Raw genomic sequence first — 20,782 nt, 5'->3', positions numbered from 1 at the left:
ATGCCGACAAAATAGAAAATTTCGTCCCTTGCATGCGTTATCCTAAAGGAAAAGGAGATATGACGATGCCTGAATTACCAGAGGTAGAAACAGTCAGAAAGACATTAAAGGATTTAGTCGTTGGAAGAATCATCGGACAAGTAACGGTCAGTTGGCCAAAAATGATTAAACATCCCGATGATGTCTCTCAGTTTATAGATGCCTTACATGGCCAGCGCGTTATGGATGTTGGCCGTAGGGGGAAATTCCTCATCATTTATACAACTGATTATGCAATTGTCTCTCATTTGAGGATGGAGGGCAGGTACGGGCTTTTTCAGAAAAATGAACCAGTTGATAAACATACACATGTGGTTTTTCATTTTGAAGATGAAATGGAACTTCGTTATAAGGATGTAAGAAAGTTTGGCACCATGCATCTATTTCTAAAAGGGCAGGAATTCGCTCAACTCCCGCTGATGCACTTGGGACCAGAACCGCTATCGGATGCGTTTACAGCAGAGGAACTCAAAGCAAGACTGGCGAAAACCTCCCGCCATATTAAATCGGCGTTACTGGACCAAAAGATAATGGTTGGGTTGGGGAATATTTATGTGGATGAAGCCTTATTTAGATCAAGGATTCATCCTGAAAGACTGGCTAATAGTCTGTCTCATCAAGAGTGTACCAAGCTGCATGAGGAAATCAAAGCCACTCTTTCAGAGGCTGTTGAAAAGGGTGGCAGCACGATTCGCTCTTACGTTAACTCACAAGGGCAAATTGGTTTGTTTCAGCTTGAGCTTTTTGTGTATGGCAGAAGAGGAGAAAATTGCAAAATTTGCGGAACCCCGCTTGAAAGGACCATTACAGGAGGTCGGGGGACAGTGTTTTGTCCTAGCTGTCAAAAAGCTTGATAGAGCCAGCTGGTACTGTGTTAAGGCTCCTTTTAGTCAACGTGTGAAGACAGTTGTAATAATGCAAAAATCATTTCATTTTATCCTATAACATTGGATGGGCTCCTTCCATATACTATCCTAGCGACCCGCAGGAAGGAGCTCTTTCAAATGACGCAGATGATCACACTTCTTATACTGGCTATAGCTGTCAGCCTTGATAGCTTTAGCGTCGGGCTGACGTATGGATTAAGGAAAATGAAAATTCCGATAAAATCTATCCTTATCATTGCCTGTTGTTCTGCTGCTACATTGTTGATATCAATGGGAATAGGTCATATCATAGCGCGCTTTATTTCACCTGAATTTGCTGATAGTATTGGTGGCATTATTTTAATATGCCTAGGCGGATGGGTGTTATATCAATTTTTCAAACCTGAAAAAGCCAAAGATGTACTGCCGCACGAAAAAACAATTATGAACTTTGAAATTAAGTCTTTAGGTTTAGTAATCAATATTTTAAAAAAGCCGATGGCCGCTGATATTGACAAGTCTGGAGCAATCACTGGTGTTGAAGCTTTTCTCCTTGGCTTGGCATTGTCATTAGATGCTTTTGGTGCAGGTATAGGAGCTGCAATGCTTGGTTACTCACCAGTTTATTTAGCTTTTACTGTCGCCGTGATGAGCTCATTATTTGTTTTTGCAGGCATGAGAATCGGCGATCTGTTTTCAAATGCAGGCTGGATGCAAAAATGCTCCTTTATCCCAGGACTTATACTAATTATTATCGGAATATGGAAAATCTAATAGTTGAAGGAATGGTTACCATGACAATGGTTGTTGGTTTGACAGGAGGAATCGCTAGTGGGAAAAGCACAGTGTCCGCCATGTTAAAAGATTTAGGATATTCAGTAATAGATGCAGATGTTGAATCGAGGCTAGCAGTTGAAAAGGGTGAACCGGCTTATAAAGAAATCGTTGATTATTTTGGTGAAGGGCTACTTCAAGAGGATGAAAGCATTGACCGTCAGAAACTAGGAGCCATTATTTTCAATAATAAGGAGGAACGTTCAAAGCTGAATAGCATTGTTCATCCTGCTGTCAGAAAAAGAATGAACGACCAGAAAGCTGCAGCCATTGAAAGAGATGAGCAACTCGTTATATTAGATATTCCGCTTCTGTTTGAAAGCAAGCTTACACATATGACAGATCGAACAGTATTGGTTTATGTAGATGAAAATATACAATTGGCTCGTCTTATGAAGCGAAATCAATTTTCCGAAGAAGAAGCAACAGCGAGAATTAAGTCTCAAATGCCATTAGATGATAAACGCCAGCTAGCAGATCATATAATAGATAATAATGGAACAATTGAAAAAACAAGAATTCAACTGCAAAACCTATTACAAAGCTGGAAGATTGTATAAGAGCCTTTCTTAGGGCTCTTTTTTCTTTGTAGGAAAGGCATTTCAATGATTCATAAAAGTAAATTGGAAAGTGAATAATATGTAAATGGAGTCAGGCTCACTCCTCACCAATTAATACTGGCATTGTTCCTTCCGAGACGTTGGCAAGATAGACATTTCTGAATAATTGAACTTTTAAATTTCCGCAAATAACTCATCACATTTCGGGGGTAATATGTTATACTAATACCATCTAAAAGCAATAAAAAGTATAACATAAATACGGAAGGGGCCGTAATATAATATGAAAGCGAAAATCGCGATAAATGGTTTTGGAAGAATAGGACGAATGGTTTTTAGAAAAGCCATTCTTGATGATAATCTTGAAGTCGTTGCAATTAATGCAAGCTACCCACCTGAAACACTTGCACACTTGATCAAATATGATTCCACTCATGGGGCATTCCAAGGAGAAGTTGTTACAGAAACCGAAGCGCTAATTGTGAACGGTAAAAGGGTTCAGCTTTTAAGCAATCGTAATCCTGAGGAGCTTCCTTGGAAAGAATTAAACATTGATATTGTTATTGAAGCAACTGGTAAGTTTAATTCTAAAGATAAAGCTATTCTTCACATTAATGCAGGTGCTAAAAAGGTTGTTCTTTCAGCTCCAGGTACAAATGAAGATGTTACGATTGTTATGGGCGTAAATGATGACGCTTTAAATATAGAAGAACATGATGTTATCTCTAATGCTTCGTGTACTACAAACTGTTTAGCACCAGTGGCTAAAGTGTTAGATGAGAAGTTTGGAATTGAAAACGGTTTAATGACGACTGTTCATGCTTATACAAATGACCAGAAGAACCTGGATAACCCGCATAAAGATCTGCGCAGAGCAAGAGCTTGTGCACAATCCATTATTCCTACTTCAACAGGCGCTGCAAAAGCACTTTCTTTAGTGCTTCCGCAATTGAAAGGAAAATTACATGGCATGTCCCTTCGCGTGCCTACTCCAGATGTATCTTTAGTTGATTTAGTTGTTGATTTAAAACGCGAAGTAACAATTGATGAAATTAACGATGCGTTTGCAGAAGCTTCTCACGGTGCTTTAAATGGTATCCTAGATTTCACAGAGGAGCCGCTTGTATCAATCGACTTTACTACAAACCCGCACTCAGCTATAATTGATGGGCTATCAACAATGGTAATTGGCGAGAATAAAGTAAAGGTTCTTGCTTGGTATGATAACGAGTGGGGATACTCTTGCCGTGTAGTTGACTTAGTTAAATATGTTGCTGAAGAATTAAGTAAATCAGCAGTAAAAGTAGGTTAATGAATAAAAGCTATCCAACGGAGATTCGCTCTCTTTGGATAGCTTTTTTTTAGCGCTTCCAATTGTCAGACAAATGGATTATTTACTATTCGGAGAAGAAGAGGCAATTTAGGTTCTTTTGATTATAAGGCTAGCATGAGCTTTGTTATTCCCCTCAAGCGATACAAGCGTTCTTTATTATAAAAGTATTTCCCGCCTTTTAAGCCTTTCGCTTATTTTATTTGAATTTCACTTAAAAATTTGCAAGCTTTTATTGCAAAACGATAGCAAACAAAGTATACTAATCCTCGTGAACTTCTCAAACGAGTAAAGCGCTAAATGGCTACTTAAAGGGTTAGGACCTCTTTGGACTAACTTTCCCCCGTGGTAGTTATATGCTTTATCCAGTAGAACTTCATGTCATTAAGGTAAAGGGGGAAATTTGAATATGGAAACAATGGGTCGTCATGTCATCTCAGAATTATGGGGATGCGATTTTGAAAAGTTAAATGATATGGAATTTATTGAGCAAACTTTTGTCGGAGCAGCTTTAAAGTCTGGTGCTGAAGTCCGAGAGGTTGCCTTTCATAAATTTGCACCACAAGGTGTGAGCGGGGTCGTTATTATTTCTGAATCTCATTTAACCATTCACAGCTTTCCAGAGCATGGCTATGCGAGCATCGATGTATATACATGCGGAGATCTTAATCCAAATATTGCAGCCGATTATATTGCAGAAGCCTTGGGAGCGGAAACGCGTGAAAACATAGAAATTCCACGCGGTATGGGTCCAGTTCAAGTTAAAAATGCTAAACAAGTAAATGCCCTATAACAACCTAAAATTGTCTATTCAAAGAGTGCAATGAATTTGCGCTCTTTTTTAATTTGTCCAGCTCCAGTGAAAGACCTCGATGTTTTACTTTCTCATCAGAAGACTGCCAAATAGTTTTTAACATATTAATGCTAAATTCATTCTCCATTGCCTCACCCTATTGTTGTTTTTACAGTCAATGCTTCTTGCTCATTCATAAAGGAAGCTTTTTTATGTTAAGATAAGAAAAACAGATTTTATTATGCCGCCATGCATGGAAACGTATACAACTACTTGTACTGACAACTCCTTTTTAATATGATAGTGGTATGATGAATAAATGATCGTTAGATTCGGAGCTGATTGTATGAAATGTCCTTCATGCCAACATAGTAATACACGTGTTCTTGATTCTCGCCCTGTAGATGAAGGTAAATCGATTCGCAGACGCAGAGAGTGTGAGAAATGTGCCTATAGATTTACAACATTTGAAAAAGTGGAAGAAATACCGTTGATTGTTGTCAAAAAAGAAGGAACAAGAGAAGAGTTTAGCCGCGAGAAAATATTGCGCGGGCTTATAAAGGCCTGTGAAAAGCGGCCGGTTGCTTTGAAGGAGTTAGAAGAGATTACTTCAGAGGTTGAAAAGGAGCTTCGTAGCAACGGCGTTTCAGAAATAAAAAGTGATGAGGTTGGCGAGATGGTGATGGACAGGCTTGTAAAGGTGGATGATGTTGCCTATGTTCGTTTTGCCTCAGTGTATAGACAATTTAAAGATATTAATGTATTTATCGAAGAGTTAAAGGAATTGATTAAGAGGGAACAATCTTAATCGTTTTTAAATAGACGACTGTTTACCCTTAAGCAGGGTTCATGAGCTAAAGCGCCTCTTTAGCTCTTTTTTGCTAATGAGTCAAATTGGGAAGCGAGCAGTCAATGAAAGAGGTAATTGATATGGCCCAGCATTGGAAAGAAATTATACCAGTTGATCGCTATGCAGTGGCTATGGATGGATTATTGCATGAATATGATCGGAAAATACTAACGCTATTATATCAGCCATTAATTGGTCCGACATGCTTGAGCTTGTACATGACCTTATGGGCTGAAGTCGAGGAGAATAGGTTATGGTCCACAGTAAATTCTCATCACAGCCTGATGAATTTTATGGGGATCGGGCTAAAAGAGATATATGAAGCCAGGCAAAAACTAGAGGGTATCGGATTACTAAAGGTATATGTAAAGAATGAAGAGGAGGGACGGAGCTTTATTTATGAACTCATCCCTCCGCTCACGCCAGAACAATATTTCCTTGATGGCATGCTAAATATATATTTATTTAAAAAAATCGGGAAAAAGCAATATGTGAGATTAAAGCGCTTCTTCTCGGATCAATCTCTATCCTCTCAAACAGGGTATACGGATATCACAAGATCCTTCCAAGATGTTTATACATCCAGTCATAACAGCCCGAATGATTACTATGAGGAGCTGCAGACGAGTGAAGACGATACTTACATTGGCAGAGGAACAGCAAAAACGATTCAAGTCGAAGTATCAGGCTTTGATTTCGAATTGCTTGAAGCAGGGTTGAGCGAGTCGCTAGTACCAAAAAAGGCACTGACTAAAAAGGTTAGAGAGGCAATTAGTAATCTAGCCTTTTTATACGAAATCGATGCGATTCAAATGAAGAATATTGTGATTGGTTCTGTTAACGAGGATAGCGAAATTCCAATGGATGAGCTTCGGAAATCGGCACGGGATTGGTATCAATTCCAGCATCAAGATCAGCTTCCCTCTTTGGTTGATCGAACCCAGCCGCTTACACATCATACATCTAAAAATGAGCCGCAGACGCAAGAAGAACAATTGCTGCATTATCTAGATACGACTTCTCCTCGTCAGCTGTTGAAGGATATATCTGGCGGAGCCGAGCCTTCAGTTGGTGATATAAGAATTGTTGAAGATGTTATGTTTCAGCAAAAGCTTTTTCCAGGAGTCGTTAATGTCTTGATTCAATATGTTCTGCTGCGAACAGATATGAAGCTAACTAAGGGATATGTGGAGAAAATTGCGAGTCATTGGGCGCGTAAGAAAGTGCAAACTTCCACTGAAGCGATGACCTTAGCCAAAAAAGAGCATAAGCAATATTTGGATTGGGCTGAAGGTAAGAAAGCACCGAAGAAATCAACGATGAAAAATAAGACCGTTAGGACAGAGCTTCTGCCCGACTGGTTTGAAGATGGTCAAAATGATGAATCAAGCAAATCAGCAAAAACGGCAGAACAACCTGATTCTGAACTGAATTTAAAGAAGCAGGAGTTTCAGGAAATGCTTAAAAAATTGCGTGCTGGGGAGGCGAATGACGAATGGAAAAAATAAATGACACATTAAAGCGCCTTGCAGGAAACCAGGACTTTAAGAAAAGGTATGAAATGCAGCGGGCAGAAACATTACAGAATTCTGGAGTCCAAGCCTTTTTGCAAGCGCATAAGGAAGAACTGACCGAAGAAATCGTTGAGAGAAGCCTTATAAAACTTTACGAGTTCTCTAAGCTAAGCATAGAGTGCAATAAATGTCCAAGCTTAGATGGCTGCATTAACTTTATGAAGGGATATCACCCTGAATTAGTCATTGATCGGGGAATGATTGATATTAAGTATGATAAATGCCCTCGTAAGGTCATGTACGATGAGAAGCGTAAAAATGAAAAGCTGATTCAAAGCCTCTATGTCCCTAGGGATATTCTCAACGCAACCTTCGATTCAATATACGAAGATGCAGAGCGTATTGATGCGGTGAATAAAGCGCTCTACTATTGTATGAATTATAAGGAGAGTCCGAATCAAAAGGGCTTATACCTGTACGGGAAATTTGGTGTAGGGAAGTCCTATTTATTGGGTGCTATTGCCAATGAGTTAGCCAATAAAAAAGTTTCCTCAATGATTGTATATGTGCCAGAGCTCTTTAGAGAATTAAAAAGCTCGATTGGTGATGCTACATTGAATGAGAAACTGGAAGCCATTAAAAGGGTTTCTGTTCTCATGTTTGATGATATTGGAGCAGAAACAATGTCCAGTTGGACAAGAGACGAAATCCTGGGGCCAATTTTGCAATTCAGAATGCTGGAAAACTTGCCGACCTTTTTCACCTCTAATTTTGACTTTAAAGGGCTTGAACATCATTTATCCTATAGTCAGCGTGGAGAGGAAGAAAAACTGAAGGCGCGGCGAATCTTGGAACGTATTAAGTATTTAACCGAGCCGGTGCATGTTGATGGACGGAATCGAAGAGTATAAAGGAAAGAGCTAATCACTCATGCAAGTAAGGTGATTAGCTCTATTTATGTGCTTTTTCTCATCTGATGAAAAGAGTGATTTATCTTTAGTCAAAAAGCTTTTAGAAACTCCTAATCATCATCAAACGTTGAGTTTTCTTTAATTTTAAAAAAGGACTTTTCTTTGCGGACTTCTATTTTGGTCAAGTTCCCCATATATATTAATCAGATATGTGTTTAGAGGGGGGATTTGGTTGATCGAAATCATTTTCCAGAATAGAGAAGATGCGGAGGGCTTATATCATCATCTTTTAGAGAAGTTACCTTCTTCTGATTTTGAGAAGAATCTTCTTCAAATGGAAGATCAGCATATAGTGAAAATAGTAATCGAAAAAAATGCAGAGAGTATCATTTCAAAAATTAAGGAGGTATTCTATACCTTTATTATAAACAGTAAAAGAGACGCATGGTTTAGAAGAATCATGGAAGACAATTTCTATTATGATGACGAGGACGAGCAGCTGCAAATTCTAGAAATCATTCATTCCATTCTAGAAGGCGAGCGCGAAGATTTAACTCCCTTTGTTAGCGATGTTGATGTGCAGGGGGAATTAAAGCGAACAATCGATCGAATGGTTGAAAACCATTTATCCTTTTCGTTTGATTCCTTTGTGAAATTTAGAATGCGGCCATTGATGGAGCAGTTAACTAAGTTTGTGGAGATATCCATTGATGAATATAAAATGGAACAAGAATATCAAATGTTTATCCAGACCTTGAGAGATTTCTTAATGAGGCGTTCAGGGAAATTGGGAAGAATTCATTTAATGATTGACGAGGGTGTTGAATTTTATGACGAGCAGTATAACAGGATCAGCCGATCTGAGCTTACAATGATGATGGATAGGAAGCTGCTTTTTAATCACCCTGTCTATGTAGACTCAGTGACAATCGCACCTCTTTTGTCTATCGCACCGTCACAAATCTATCTATATACAGCCGAAATTGAACAGCCGCTTGTCAGAACCATTCGTAATATTTTTGAGGAAAGGTTGATTTTACAAGCTCCGGAAGCCTTTTTAGTCAATAAAAAATGCCTTCCTCCAACAGGCGCCAATCAAAATGTAGCGGATACCCCTTGATTTTCCGTAAATAAAAATCTATAATACGTACATATTGATAAAATCATGAAACAGTAATGATAAGGATATGGGTATTCTTTTACGGTTTAAAGAGAGGGAAGGCTTGGCTGGAATCTTCCTAACACGAATGGAATGCTTACCACCTTTGAACTTCAACACTGAACTTCAATGCCATTTTACATTGAGTATTAAGTGTTGACGGTGCCAAGACCGTTATCTTTCTACAAGTCATCTTTACGCTGAGTGGAGATGTGAAGTAGGGTGGAACCACGTGTAAATAATAACTCGTCCCTTTTTATAGGGACGGGTTTTTTTATTTTCTATAAAAACTTTTGGAATTATAAGGAGGAAGACAACATGTCAGAGATGATTAAAGTTTCGTTTCCAGATGGTGCTGTAAAGGAGTTTCCTAAAGGAACGACAACTGAAGATATAGCAGCTTCAATCAGCCCTGGATTAAAGAAAAAAGCAATCGCTGGTAAAGTAAATCAAGAGATGTTCGATCTTCGTCGTCCTATTGACGCAGATGCGGAAGTTGAAATTGTGACTCAAGGCAGCGATGAAGCACTTGAGGTGCTTCGCCATAGCTCTGCACACTTAATGGCCCAAGCAATTAAACGTCTATATAAGAATGTAAAGCTAGGTGTTGGTCCTGTGATCGAAGGCGGATTCTACTATGATATTGATTTAGAAGAATCATTAACACCTGAAGATTTGTCCGTAATTGAGAAAGAAATGAAGAAAATTATCAATGAAAATATTGACATCGTACGTAAAGAAGTGAGCCGTGAGGAAGCGATGGCTCTTTATAAGGGAATTGGCGATGAATATAAATTAGAATTAATTGAAGCCATTCCCGCAAATGAAACAGTGACACTATATGAGCAAGGTGATTTCTTCGACTTATGCCGCGGTGTTCACGTTCCATCCACTGGAAAATTAAAAGAGTTTAAATTACTAAGCATAGCTGGTGCGTATTGGCGCGGCGACAGTGACAATAAGATGCTACAAAGAATCTACGGTACTGCTTTCTTTAAAAAAGAAGACCTGGCAGAGCATTTGCGCTTGCTTGAAGAAGCGAAGGAGCGTGATCATCGTAAGATAGGGAAAGAATTAAACTTATTTATGAACTCGCAAAAAGTAGGTCAAGGCTTGCCGATTTGGCTTCCTAAAGGAGCTACCATTCGCCGCAATATTGAGCGCTATATCGTCGATAAAGAACAGCGTCTTGGCTATGATCATGTATATACACCGATTATGGCGAATGTTGAACTTTATAAAACTTCTGGTCACTGGGATCATTACCAAGAGGATATGTTCCCTGTAATGGATATGGATAATGAGCAGCTTGTCCTTCGACCTATGAATTGCCCGCATCATATGATGATTTATAAAAATGGCATTCATAGCTACCGTGAGCTGCCAATACGTATTGCTGAGCTTGGAACAATGCACCGCTACGAAATGTCAGGTGCGTTATCCGGACTGCAGCGCGTCCGTGGAATGACTTTAAATGATGCTCATTTATTTGTCCGTCCGGATCAAATTAAAGAAGAATTTAAACGTGTTGTACACCTTATCCTAGAAGTATATAAGGACTTCGATATTAAAGATTATTCATTCCGTCTTTCCTATCGCGATCCTCAAGATACTGAGAAATATTTCGATGATGATGTAATGTGGGAAAAGGCGCAATCCATGCTGAAAGAAGCGATGGACGAAATTGGTCTCCCTTATTTTGAAGCAGAAGGAGAAGCGGCTTTTTACGGCCCTAAGCTAGACGTTCAAGTCAAGACTGCACTGGGCAAGGATGAAACATTGTCAACTGTTCAGCTGGATTTCTTATTGCCTGAACGCTTCGACTTAACTTATGTCGGTGAAGATGGTAAGCCGCATCGTCCGGTTGTCATACATCGGGGTGTTGTTTCTACAATGGAACGCTTTGTTGCTTTCTTAATCGAAGAATATAAAGGGGCATTCCCAACATGGCTTGCACCTGTTCAAGTTCAAGTGATTCCTGTTTCTCCGGACGTTCACTTCGATTATGCGAAGCAAGTGCAAGAACAGCTTCAGCTTGAAGGATTCCGCGTAGAGCTTGACGATAGGAATGAGAAGATCGGTTATAAAATCCGTGAAGCTCAAATGCAGAAAACGCCTTATATGCTTGTAGTCGGAGACAATGAAGTAGCTGAGAAAGCAGTCAATGTCCGCAAGTATGGCGAGCAAAAATCAGAAACTTTATCATTTGAAGATTTCAAATCGAACTTAATAAAAGAAGTAGAGCGCAAATAATAGGAAAAAGGAGCTGCCTCGAAAGTCGTTGGAAAATGACTTTTGGGGACAGCTCCTTTCTATTTGCAGACAGGGAAAAGTCAAACTAATGTAGAAGAAGGAATGAGATTTCTAGCCAGTTTTAAAGCGCTTTCCGTCTTTCCATTTTCTGCGTAATAATAAAAAAGTAGCCTTTCATTTTTCTCAATCATTAGCGTATCTCCTGATTCTCTGTAATAGGGGAGAATCGTGTTTTCAATCAGTTGGAAGGCTTGTTGTTTCAGTCCGGAAAGAAGATATTTATAAAATGTAAAATGGAAGCTCGGCAGTGCATGTGTTTTTTTCTGCGATATTTCCAGCCCTCTGTCCACCTTGGTCATTAATTCTTCAGCAGGCAGAATGTTTCCATAATAAGCATTTCCTATAAAATTTTCTAAAAACATAAGATAGATTCCATCTGATTCTTCTACTAGACTAAGCGCGAGCAAATAATAATGATGTGATTTCTCATACATTTGCCGTTTATGCAAGTCGTATGCAAAATTGTGATATGCCTTTGCTTTGCGCGGTGCTGCACCGCAGGCATCGCATAGTCTAAATAATGCCTCGTATCTTTCTTTTATCTCAATGTAATTAGCCACTGATTTGGCATTTAGCTGGACTAAAAGCAATGTCTCTGCATCTATCATTCGATGGACATTCATTGTTTTATGAAAATAACTGGCTGCTTTTTCACCATAATAATAAGCTTGCACATTTTGGTTTATCACATAGTGTGCGACAGCCAGATGATAGTAATATTCATTTTGATGATAAATTTCATGGTCTATATTTGTCAGCACGCGAATACAATCTTTGTTTCTTCCTGTTAAGAAGTAATATATCCCGAGGTTATGCTTTAAAAAATTTTCTTCAAAAATCGATAACGATCGATTGCCTTGATGAATGTCGCTGATGTATTGATTGGCCTTTTCCAGGTTGCCTATATATAAGTAGTATCGTGCAAAGGTAAGCGAATAGGAAGCGTAAAAATCTGGCGAATCCTTCAATGGATTTTTCTCAAGCTCAGCTTTTAACCGGTCTATTTCTAGGTTGTTCTGGAGGATGATTTGATGCTGCAGTTCTTCCATCTTTTTTCCAAATAGATAGAATTTGGATTTTTCCTCTTTCATATCAATTTGTAGTCTTTTGCATAATAAAGTGACGATTTCACTGGAATACTCGGTTATTTCTCTCTCGATCTTACTTATGTGAGTAATCGAGCAAATGCCTTGAACGATATCTTTTTGGGTAAGCTTGGCCTTCTCTCTATAATATTTAATGATTCGACCTTCCATCAGCGCGAATACCTCCTGCCTGTTTGAAGATTTAGGAAGAAACCCTTTTTAGAATATTATAGCAAACGAAAAAAGCACCAGGCTTGAAACTGCCTGGTGCTTTGTCCTTAATTTAGTTATTGGTTGGCTCCAATTCAATCAAGCGCAAGAAATACTCAAGATCCTTTTTGCCTATCGTTTCTTTTGGTTCTTTATTGCCTGCATCCGGACCCTTTGCTAGGAAGTTCTTCTCAATAAGTCTGATATCTGCTTCATCAACTTTTCCATCTTGATTGATATCTTCCTTCTTCATTGAGCTGTCTTCATCTCCGTAAGCATCAACAGCGTCTCTGATGTCTTTAATATCAATGACTTTATCCCCGTTCACATCACCTGCAAGGCCGAGAGCAGGGCGGACTCGTTGAAGCTGCCCAATCAGCTCGCCATCGACCATTTTCCCAGGAATGAATGTACTGGAGCTTTTTAAGTGTCCTGGTGCTTCAATTACCAAAGTATATTCCTGGCTGCTTGCAGGAATTCCTTTTACTTGGAATTGACCATAAGAATCAATTGTTCCTTTATATTTCTTGCCTGATCTTGTTTGTGCATAAAGATTGATGCCGAGATTCTCTGCATCACCCGTCCGATTAAAATACCCTTCTTCACTAGTAAAGGCTTCTAAATTAACGGTTCCTTCAACAGTGGAATGTTTAGAAATAACTTCAAACTTCTCAATGCTGTAAAACGGAAGCGTTACTGTTTTATTGTCTTTTTGCTCGTAGTTGGCACCGATAACTTCGAACGCATCGTATTTGTTGTACTTTGCATCATCAACCAATTTGAAGTTGACATCAAGAATTGGCATGTCCCCATTTAGTCCGTTAAATGCCTTTCCTGAGAGTACTGTTTCAAGCGAAACGGAGCTTGTCCAATGTTCATCTTTTATTACTTCAGGATCTTTTAACTCTACTGATATGCCTTTTTGTTTGGCATATTGATTGATTTCCTTCGATAGCTTAGCATTTTTAAATTGATAATAATCGTCATAGAAGCTCACTTTATGTTCACTTGACATTAAATCTTTTACATTGTTTAAAGTGAGAGACATTGTAATCGTATCATTCTTTTTAATGGACTCCTTATTATAATCAGCTGATATATACGGAGTGCCTTCCTGCAGGAAAATATATGCCTCTTGATTGACTGCTGTAGCCATGTCCGTTGTTGCTAACTGTAAATATAATGCGTCATCTGCAATATCGCTTTTTTCAATGCCATATTTCACATCACCATTTTCAGTAATCGGGAATGTTCGTGCAAAGTAGGCGTATTTAGATGTATCATAGAACATTGTGTTAGAAGACTGGTCATAATCCAGCCCTTTTTCTTTAAGCAAGTCGACTGTTTTATCCTGCACATTACCGTGAACATAGAAGGCTTCCATGCCATCTTCCTCAGTAAACATGGAATCATTTAACTCATAGACTCCAGGTTTTTTGTCCCATGAAATCTCTGGCGCTGTATTATCTACAATGGCTGGTGTATCGATATCATAGGTTTTACCGCTTTCATCCATCGCGATAAAATCTAATTTGTAATCCCCTTCAGGCAGTTTCAGTCTTTCCTCTGCTATAGGGTTTTCAGGGTCATTAGTAAACGGCTGCATATATCCAGCAAACATATACAGAAGAAAATACTCTCTATCGGGAACCATATTCTTCGCGTTTAGTGAACCGATATATCCTAGAGGTTTCCCCGTTTTTCCATCGGATAAGATGACATCAATTGTTTCCATCGGACTTTTCAAAGCAAACATCCCGTTGATGAATGGATAATAATGCTGCCAGAATCCAATATCATTGGCAAGCGCTGGTCTATCAGTTTCTAAGTAATCAATGCCTTTATCTGTAACTGTAATAGAGAAGGGAACTTGATAGGATTCTTCTTGATTGTCTTGATTAACAAAGTGAATATAGCCTTCATATGCTCCAGGTTTAGCTTGGCTAGGCACTTTTATGGCTGCTGCAAGCGTCTTGGTTTTTCCCTTTCCTACGGTAATTGAATTTTTAATATTTAGCTTCACGCCATTTTCTTTGGCGTTTTCTACTCCTTTTATTCCTTCATTAAATTTCACGGTAATATCATAAGCTTTTTTCTTGCCGCGATTCTCTACTTCAATATCTTTGCTGATGCTGATTGTTTCATTATTTTCTCTTAAATACTCTCTGCCAAAAGCGATCGAGCCTGTTTCTTCGTCAATTAAGGTATTTTCATCGCCTGAAACTGTTTCCGTCTGATCTAAGACTTTAACCGTAGTTTCAGCATGAACAGCTTCATAAGCATCGATGCGTCCGGCTCCTACTTCATTTACTGAGTAGTTCTGTTTCAAGTCTACAGAAGTATTCATCAGTGCCTCTTTTACATCAAATGGATCATACCCTTCGTTACTTTGCAGAATAAGCGCTGCTACCCCGGCAACATGCGGGGATGCCATGGATGTCCCTTGCATTCTGCTGTAGGAAGTAGTGTAATCGATGCCTTCTTCAGGACTGTTAATATATTCAGGAATTGTCGAGAATATTGCCACGCCTGGTGCAACCACATCAGGTTTGATATCATAGTTTCCATTGACCGGCCCTCTTGAGCTGAAGTCTGCCAGCTGGTCGCCTTCTGTTTTTGTACTGGATAAGTCTTTTAAGGTAATAGTAGAAAGACCGCTATTTTTCAGCTTTTCTCCTTCTTCTTTAGACAAGCGGAAGGATGGGATATACTCTTTGCCTTCTCCAAGATAAGCAGAGATTTGCCCATCTGTATGATTATAAATAAGGGTGGCAATCGCCCCTGCCGCTTTTGCATTTGCGATTTTTTCATCAAAAGTAAGCGTTCCTCTTTCTATTAGTGCCACTTTGCCTTTTGCATCGATGCCTTTAAAATCACTGGCCTGTCCAATTCCTGCCGATACAATCGGAAGCTTTTTGCCTTCTAATAGTTTTAATTGGTCTGAGAAGTTCTTTGCTAAAAGCATAAGAGATAAGGTGTCTTTTCCGGTAGCAAGAGACATAGTTGGAATATTCATCGCTGAATCACTTGCTCCGACTGTAATGCCTAATGCTGCTGTTCCTGGCGATCCCAATGACTTTGATTCTGGTCCAGCATTCCCAGCTGCTACAACAGCTACCACGCCTGACAGCATTGCGTTATTGATCGCAATGGAAGTAGGATCTAATGGATCATTCACTGAAGATCCTAAGGATAGATTCATCACGTCCATTTCGTCCGATACTGCTTTATCAATTCCTGCAATGACATCTTCATTTGAGCCTGAGCCATATGGTCCAAGCACACGATAATTATATAAATCTATATCTGGAGCAATGCCTCCAACGGCATAATCGACAGCATTCTGTTTAGTGGCTGCGATGGTTCCTGACACATGTGTTCCATGAGAGGTATAATATTTAGATCCATAATAATCCTCTGGATCGCCTGAGTTCTGCCAGTCTTTATAGGTAGTTTCCATCGGATCGGCGTCATCATCGACAAAATCCCAGCCTTTTACTGATTCTGGATCCACCTCTTTTGGATCCTCGCCATCTGTGGAGCGATAACCTCTATAGCTTTCAGTTAAATCAGGATGATTATAATCGATGCCAGTATCGATTACTCCTACTTTAATGCCTTTTCCTGTTATGTTTTCATCATGCAATTTATCTACACCAATTTGTGGAACACTGTCTGACATTTTAGGAGAGATCACTTCTTTTTCTTCAGGCAAATCCAATTGGATTTCTTTATTGCTCCAAACTCTTTTCACTTCATCAGAAGCTAATAGTTCTTTCACAGCGATGCCTGGAAGCTTCATGGACACACCATTGATAGCGTTTTTGTATTCTCTATTAATTTCTATTGTTGCCGGATCAAAATCCTTAATGTTTTTTTGCTTTTTAAAAGAGGATACAAATTTTTTGAAATCTTGATGGGACTGTTCTACTTGAGTCTCTGCTGTCGCTGCAAGCATTCTTTTACCATTGGCGGTTTGCTGTTTTACGGCTACTTTTGCCGGCAGCGTTTTAAATTCAACAATAACCGATATCACTTCTGAACTATCTTGCTTAACATCAGGTGCAATGGCAAAGGTCGGGGAGGCAGTTAATTCATTCAAAGCTCGTCTTTCTTCAGCTGATAATTCTTTAAGCATGGATTTAACATTCTCATAGGATATCGCTTCTTGTTTTGCTGCTAACGGGTAGGAAGGTATGGCCATAGAAAGCAGCAACCCCGCCGCTAGTGTGGTGGCGATAACCGGTTTTAATTTCTTGAATGTCATTTTCATTTCACCTCTCAAAATTATTAAGAAAATTAGTTATTTTCTAATAATAATGATAGGACTGCAGAAGCAGGCTTGTAAATGGGGGTAATTCTATTAGGAGAAAGGATCTGAAACATCTGCCTTATTGTTTTTTTGGGAGGCGAAAGGAACTATATTTAGTAAAAACAATAGGGAATTAACAGTGAAATGGTTCGTAATTGCTTATATTCATATTTTTTTTAAGGAAGGATTGCCCCAAGTTTGCAAATTATGAGTACGTTCAACTTCGAAAAGCCCGTTTTAGGTTTAAGGTCGGTTGAAGCTAAACTGCATTCTTATGCACGAGCTAACTCTCCTTTATTAAGAGACCTATTTAGTCACAAAAAATGAACAGATCCATAAAGAGTAGCCATCACCCAAAATGGAACAAATAAGTAATTTTGAAAAAAAAGTTGCCAAATGGATAAAGATTTGATATCATTTTCTTTGTTGTAAAAAAACAATGCGTTTGACAAGTATTAATTTTTTGTGATATAGTAGCTTAGGTAATTTGAATACAGTTTGAGGAAAAGAAGAAGCACCCGCTTCTCACCTGATTGACGCTTAGGCAGTTAGCAGGTTTACGTGAATTTTTAATTGTACGTAATGTGTGGGTGTTTTCATCCGCACTTTTTTATTTGCCTAATAACTTGCTTTTTTTCAGCTTTGGTTCGGTGCAGCTGGCAGCTTCTTTTAAAATAGTGACCCAAACGTTGTGTTCGCAAAAAACCATGGAGGTGTCTAACTATTAGCAAAGATATGTTGTTAAACGAAGGTATTCGCGCCCGCGAAGTTCGTCTCATTGACCAGAACGGCGAGCAATTAGGAATTAAATCTAAAATTGAGGCGCTAGAAATAGCTGCTCGTGTGAATCTTGATCTTGTTCTTGTTGCGCCGAATGCAAAGCCTCCTGTAGGCCGTATTATGGACTACGGAAAGTTCAAATTCGAACAGCAAAAGAAAGATAAAGAAGCACGCAAAAATCAAAAAATTATCAGTGTTAAAGAAGTTCGTCTTAGTCCGACTATTGAGGAACATGATTTTAATACAAAGCTTCGCAACGCCATCAAATTCCTTGAAAAAGGTGATAAGGTAAAAGCATCCATCCGATTTAAAGGACGTGCGATCACTCATAAGGAAATTGGTCAACGTGTATTAATCAAATTTGCACAGGCGTGCGCTGAAGCTGGGACAGTTGAGTCTCATCCGAAAATGGATGGACGAAGCATGTTTATGGTATTAGCACCTAAAAACGATAAGTAAGAGGAGGAATTCCACATGCCAAAAATGAAAACTCACCGTGGTTCTGCAAAGCGTTTTAAAAGAACAGGATCTGGAAAATTAAAACGCTCTCACGCTTACAGAAGCCATATGTTCGCGAATAAATCTCAAAAACAAAAACGTAAGCTTCGCAAAGGAACTCTTGTTTCTTCTGGTGATTACAAGCGTATCCGTAACATGTTAGTAGGTCTTAAGTAAACTCGAAATTAGGAGGGAAATATTATGCCACGTGTAAAAGGCGGTACAGTTACTCGCAAACGTCGTAAAAAGGTTATAAAATTAGCAAAAGGTTATTATGGTTCAAAACATACATTATACAAAGTTGCTAATCAACAAGTAATGAAGTCATACAACTATGCTTATCGTGATCGTCGTCAGAAAAAACGCGACTTCCGTAAGCTATGGGTTACTCGTATCAACGCAGCTGCTCGCTTGAATGGTCTTTCTTACAGCCGTTTAATGCATGGATTAAAGCTTGCTGGTATCGAAGTAAACCGCAAAATGCTTGCTGAACTAGCAATTGCTGACGAAAAAGCATTTACAGAATTAGCAAATGCTGCAAAGCAAAGCTTATCTAAATAATGAATGTTAAAAAGCCATTCTCGCTGAGAATGGCTTTTTTTACTAAGGAAAGAGGGGGATAAATTGTTACTTCTTGTTATTTACTTAATTGTAATCAATATAATAGGATTTTTCATCATGAGGGCGGATAAAGAGAGAGCGAGAAAGAACGAATACCGCATAAGCGAAAATACGCTTTGGACGATTGCGTTATTATTAGGAGCCATTGGCATGACAGCTGGTATGAAACAGTTTAGACATAAAACAAAGCATAGCCAATTTAAATATGGTTTGCCTTTATTATCAATCATTGATCTGGCTTTGATCTTGTATATCTCTGTTGATTTGTCATAATTGCCCGGTTCCATCCATAAGCTGTATTAACATCATGTCTTAGCTAAAAGAGGGTGGAGACTTCAGTTGAATGAGCAATTGGCAATTGCATATGGAATAGTGGAAACAGCCGGTATTTTAGCGCCAATCGCCTTTATTCTTTTTCATATTTTACGGCAGTTTCTGTTTATTCCAGTCCCGCTTGTTTGTATTGCAGGAGGCGTCTTATTTGGAAGCGTATTCGGCTCGATTTTTTCCTTAATCGGCTTAATGTTTTCATGTCTAATGTTTTATGGTTTAATCAATCAAATGCCCAAAACGCATAGCAAGCTTTCCGAACTGAAAAAACGCTGGTTTGGAGAATATCGGAACTTAAGCATCGGCCAAATTTCGGTCTTAAGACTTGTCCCTTTTGTTCATTATCATCTTCTCAACTTTTGTTTGCTCGAGCGCAATAAAGGATTCTCCGATTTTATGAAAGGAGCATGGCTGACTAATCTGCCTTTAGCGGTATTTTATACGGTGTTTGGCCAATTTATTAGTCGTTTTACACCTACAATGATTCTCCTCATCCTCTTCTCGATCGCTTCCCTTGCTTTTGTTTTACGTGAAAAAGTAACGGTAATTAAATGGCATGAATTTTTTAAATCCGCAGCTTAAAGACGATGCCCATCCTGAGGAATCGTCTTTTTTATATTCTGTCTTTAGGAAAAGTCATCCGTTGCGCACGAAAGAATAGATTAGAAGACTGAAATTAGCTCGTTATTTTATCAATAAAAAGAAAAATCCTTTAACTAAAAGAGGATTTTTCTGGAGGTTCTACTCAAACGGGGTATCTTGTGCCCTGTTTTTTTGCATGAATTCCTTTACAGGACTTTTCCAATCAATACTTGCATTGGGGTAGTGCTCCAATACCTTAATTTCTATAAAAAGAAAATCCTCGCTCACCATCCCTTTTAAGGCAGATACGCGATGTGGCCAAATGAAAATGGATACGACATCGAATGAATTTTCAGTTGTGCCTAAGTACTTTTCTCCTTCAAATAAGACACCCTTGTAAGTAATTAAAAAGTTCTTTCGTACATTATTTTGGTCATCAAAAAAGAAATATTTTTTTTGATCATGGGCAAGCTCTAACTTTCGCTTCGGATTTAATACATATTTAATTGTGCTGTAAATCAGAAAAATAATTAAGGCAAACAGCAGCAATCGAATTAGCAACATGATAAAAAGCTCCTTCTATGGTATTTTGAACTGTATACGATTAGCATGCAAAAAAGTTTCAATTATATTTTATTTTGTGATATTTTTTTTGTTCACTATAATAGGAGAAGAGGAAGGTGACCTATGAATACTGAAAAACTATTTATCATGCAAAGGGGCTTGGATGCCCATATTGAATCAAACCACAATTTAGGTGAAGAGGATTTATTCGATAGAAAAGTGCTGGCACTTCTCGTGGAATTAGGGGAGCTAGCGAATGAAACAAGATGTTTTAAATTTTGGAGTCTAAAGCCATCTGCGCCAAAAGAAACCATTTTGGAAGAGTATGTTGATGGTGTCCATTTCATTTTGTCATTAGGCATCGAGTGCGGGTATACAAATGAAAGTGATTACTCAGCCAGCCTTAAAAAACAGGAGTCTGTAACTGAACAGTTTATCTACATGTTTGAGGTGATCAATCAATTTAAGAAAACACGCTCACTCGAGGATTTTAGAATTGTTTTTCAAGCGTATATCCATTTAGGTGAATATCTTGGTTTTCAAGCAACTGAAACAGAACGAGCATATATAAAGAAAAATGAAGTAAATTATAAAAGACAGCAGGATGGTTATTAACCGACGATAAAAAACT

Annotated in this window: 19 protein-coding genes and 2 other annotated features; of the genes, 16 read left to right on the top strand and 3 right to left on the bottom strand. The window is 38.6% G+C overall.

Going from position 1 to position 20,782, the window contains the following annotated elements; all coding sequences use genetic code 11:
* Positions 1–65: 65 nt before the first annotated feature.
* The 10 genes from mutM (at position 66) to thrS (ending at position 11,109) form a co-directional block, all read left to right on the top strand.
* Complete coding sequence (mutM, locus tag J2S17_RS09515) at positions 66–893, top strand: DNA-formamidopyrimidine glycosylase (protein ID WP_307474171.1); 828 nt, start codon at positions 66–68, stop codon at positions 891–893.
* A 150-nt stretch (positions 894–1,043) separates the two neighbouring features.
* Positions 1,044–1,679: a sporulation membrane protein YtaF gene (gene ytaF, locus J2S17_RS09510; RefSeq protein ID WP_307474170.1), complete on the top strand. Its 636-nt coding sequence runs from the start codon at positions 1,044–1,046 to the stop codon at positions 1,677–1,679.
* A gap of 20 nt (positions 1,680–1,699) precedes the next feature.
* Positions 1,700–2,299 (top strand): dephospho-CoA kinase, encoded by a 600-nt coding sequence (gene coaE / locus J2S17_RS09505; protein ID WP_307474234.1) that lies wholly within the window; start codon positions 1,700–1,702, stop codon positions 2,297–2,299.
* Between the two features lie 283 nt (positions 2,300–2,582).
* Complete coding sequence (locus tag J2S17_RS09500; RefSeq protein WP_307474169.1) at positions 2,583–3,611, top strand: glyceraldehyde-3-phosphate dehydrogenase; 1,029 nt, start codon at positions 2,583–2,585, stop codon at positions 3,609–3,611.
* Between the two features lie 427 nt (positions 3,612–4,038).
* On the top strand, positions 4,039–4,422 hold the full coding sequence (gene speD / locus J2S17_RS09495) for an adenosylmethionine decarboxylase (protein ID WP_307474167.1): 384 nt from the start codon (positions 4,039–4,041) through the stop codon (positions 4,420–4,422).
* 346 nt (positions 4,423–4,768) lie between these two features.
* Positions 4,769–5,230 (top strand): transcriptional regulator NrdR, encoded by a 462-nt coding sequence (gene nrdR, locus J2S17_RS09490; RefSeq protein ID WP_307474164.1) that lies wholly within the window; start codon positions 4,769–4,771, stop codon positions 5,228–5,230.
* A gap of 122 nt (positions 5,231–5,352) precedes the next feature.
* On the top strand, positions 5,353–6,780 hold the full coding sequence (locus tag J2S17_RS09485) for a replication initiation and membrane attachment family protein (protein WP_370874985.1): 1,428 nt from the start codon (positions 5,353–5,355) through the stop codon (positions 6,778–6,780).
* Positions 6,768–7,697, top strand: a complete 930-nt coding sequence (dnaI, locus tag J2S17_RS09480) for a primosomal protein DnaI (RefSeq protein WP_307474160.1) — start codon at positions 6,768–6,770, stop codon at positions 7,695–7,697. The genes J2S17_RS09485 and dnaI overlap by 13 nt, the downstream gene beginning before the upstream one ends.
* Positions 7,698–7,929: 232 nt before the next feature.
* Complete coding sequence (gene ytxC / locus J2S17_RS09475; RefSeq protein ID WP_307474158.1) at positions 7,930–8,817, top strand: putative sporulation protein YtxC; 888 nt, start codon at positions 7,930–7,932, stop codon at positions 8,815–8,817.
* A 47-nt stretch (positions 8,818–8,864) separates the two neighbouring features.
* Positions 8,865–9,113, top strand: a binding site (T-box leader).
* A gap of 61 nt (positions 9,114–9,174) precedes the next feature.
* Positions 9,175–11,109, top strand: a complete 1,935-nt coding sequence (gene thrS, locus J2S17_RS09470) for a threonine--tRNA ligase (RefSeq protein ID WP_307474156.1) — start codon at positions 9,175–9,177, stop codon at positions 11,107–11,109.
* An 80-nt stretch (positions 11,110–11,189) separates the two neighbouring features.
* Here the strand turns inward: thrS and J2S17_RS09465 are convergent, their stop codons facing one another.
* The gene (locus J2S17_RS09465) at positions 11,190–12,425 is read right to left on the bottom strand and encodes a helix-turn-helix domain-containing protein (RefSeq protein WP_307474153.1); all 1,236 of its coding nucleotides are present in this window, start codon (positions 12,423–12,425) and stop codon (positions 11,190–11,192) included.
* A gap of 112 nt (positions 12,426–12,537) precedes the next feature.
* A complete protein-coding gene (locus tag J2S17_RS09460) occupies positions 12,538–16,731 on the bottom strand; it encodes a S8 family serine peptidase (protein WP_307474151.1) in 4,194 nt (1,397 codons plus the stop codon).
* Positions 16,732–17,276: 545 nt separating this feature from the next.
* Positions 17,277–17,394 (top strand) — a sequence feature (ribosomal protein L20 leader region).
* Positions 17,395–17,511: 117 nt separating this feature from the next.
* Here J2S17_RS09460 and infC point away from each other — a divergent pair.
* From infC to J2S17_RS09435, 5 genes are all read left to right on the top strand, one after another.
* Positions 17,512–18,015: a translation initiation factor IF-3 gene (infC, locus tag J2S17_RS09455; protein WP_307474149.1), complete on the top strand. Its 504-nt coding sequence runs from the start codon at positions 17,512–17,514 to the stop codon at positions 18,013–18,015.
* Positions 18,016–18,030: 15 nt separating this feature from the next.
* Positions 18,031–18,231, top strand: coding sequence for a 50S ribosomal protein L35 (gene rpmI, locus J2S17_RS09450; protein WP_066191479.1), 201 nt, complete (start codon positions 18,031–18,033; stop codon positions 18,229–18,231).
* 24 nt (positions 18,232–18,255) lie between these two features.
* On the top strand, positions 18,256–18,615 hold the full coding sequence (gene rplT / locus J2S17_RS09445) for a 50S ribosomal protein L20 (protein WP_307474146.1): 360 nt from the start codon (positions 18,256–18,258) through the stop codon (positions 18,613–18,615).
* Positions 18,616–18,678: 63 nt separating this feature from the next.
* On the top strand, positions 18,679–18,948 hold the full coding sequence (locus J2S17_RS09440) for a DUF1294 domain-containing protein (RefSeq protein WP_307474144.1): 270 nt from the start codon (positions 18,679–18,681) through the stop codon (positions 18,946–18,948).
* A gap of 66 nt (positions 18,949–19,014) precedes the next feature.
* Complete coding sequence (locus J2S17_RS09435) at positions 19,015–19,587, top strand: TVP38/TMEM64 family protein (RefSeq protein ID WP_307474142.1); 573 nt, start codon at positions 19,015–19,017, stop codon at positions 19,585–19,587.
* Between the two features lie 159 nt (positions 19,588–19,746).
* On the opposite strand, the gene J2S17_RS09430 is transcribed toward J2S17_RS09435, so the two are convergent.
* Complete coding sequence (locus J2S17_RS09430) at positions 19,747–20,151, bottom strand: sigma-w pathway protein ysdB (RefSeq protein WP_307474140.1); 405 nt, start codon at positions 20,149–20,151, stop codon at positions 19,747–19,749.
* Positions 20,152–20,274: 123 nt separating this feature from the next.
* On the opposite strand from J2S17_RS09430, the gene J2S17_RS09425 reads away from it, so the two are divergent.
* Positions 20,275–20,766 carry a dUTP diphosphatase gene (locus tag J2S17_RS09425; RefSeq protein ID WP_307474137.1) on the top strand — a complete coding sequence of 164 codons (492 nt, stop codon included), beginning with the start codon at positions 20,275–20,277 and terminating at the stop codon, positions 20,764–20,766.
* Positions 20,767–20,782: the final 16 nt, after the last annotated feature.

The organism is Cytobacillus purgationiresistens (assembly GCF_030813235.1).
GTDB lineage: Bacteria > Bacillota > Bacilli > Bacillales > Cytobacillaceae > Cytobacillus > Cytobacillus purgationiresistens.
Note: the sequence above shows the minus strand (reverse complement) of the source record. Positions and strands in the feature narration are given on the sequence as shown.

Bases quoted from the DNA above. Each gene is read 5' to 3' on its own strand.
- mutM (WP_307474171.1), top strand. From the start codon at position 66: ATGCCTGAATTACCAGAGGTAGAAACAGTCAGAAAGACATTAAAGGAT.
- ytaF (WP_307474170.1), top strand. From the start codon at position 1,044: ATGACGCAGATGATCACACTTCTTATACTGGCTATAGCTGTCAGCCTT.
- coaE (WP_307474234.1), top strand. From the start codon at position 1,700: ATGACAATGGTTGTTGGTTTGACAGGAGGAATCGCTAGTGGGAAAAGC.
- J2S17_RS09500 (WP_307474169.1), top strand. From the start codon at position 2,583: ATGAAAGCGAAAATCGCGATAAATGGTTTTGGAAGAATAGGACGAATG.
- speD (WP_307474167.1), top strand. From the start codon at position 4,039: ATGGAAACAATGGGTCGTCATGTCATCTCAGAATTATGGGGATGCGAT.
- nrdR (WP_307474164.1), top strand. From the start codon at position 4,769: ATGAAATGTCCTTCATGCCAACATAGTAATACACGTGTTCTTGATTCT.
- J2S17_RS09485 (WP_370874985.1), top strand. From the start codon at position 5,353: ATGGCCCAGCATTGGAAAGAAATTATACCAGTTGATCGCTATGCAGTG.
- dnaI (WP_307474160.1), top strand. From the start codon at position 6,768: ATGGAAAAAATAAATGACACATTAAAGCGCCTTGCAGGAAACCAGGAC.
- thrS (WP_307474156.1), top strand. From the start codon at position 9,175: ATGTCAGAGATGATTAAAGTTTCGTTTCCAGATGGTGCTGTAAAGGAG.
- J2S17_RS09465 (WP_307474153.1), bottom strand. From the start codon at position 12,425: ATGGAAGGTCGAATCATTAAATATTATAGAGAGAAGGCCAAGCTTACC.
- J2S17_RS09460 (WP_307474151.1), bottom strand. From the start codon at position 16,731: ATGACATTCAAGAAATTAAAACCGGTTATCGCCACCACACTAGCGGCG.
- infC (WP_307474149.1), top strand. From the start codon at position 17,512: ATGTTGTTAAACGAAGGTATTCGCGCCCGCGAAGTTCGTCTCATTGAC.
- rpmI (WP_066191479.1), top strand. From the start codon at position 18,031: ATGCCAAAAATGAAAACTCACCGTGGTTCTGCAAAGCGTTTTAAAAGA.
- rplT (WP_307474146.1), top strand. From the start codon at position 18,256: ATGCCACGTGTAAAAGGCGGTACAGTTACTCGCAAACGTCGTAAAAAG.
- J2S17_RS09430 (WP_307474140.1), bottom strand. From the start codon at position 20,151: ATGTTGCTAATTCGATTGCTGCTGTTTGCCTTAATTATTTTTCTGATT.
- J2S17_RS09425 (WP_307474137.1), top strand. From the start codon at position 20,275: ATGAATACTGAAAAACTATTTATCATGCAAAGGGGCTTGGATGCCCAT.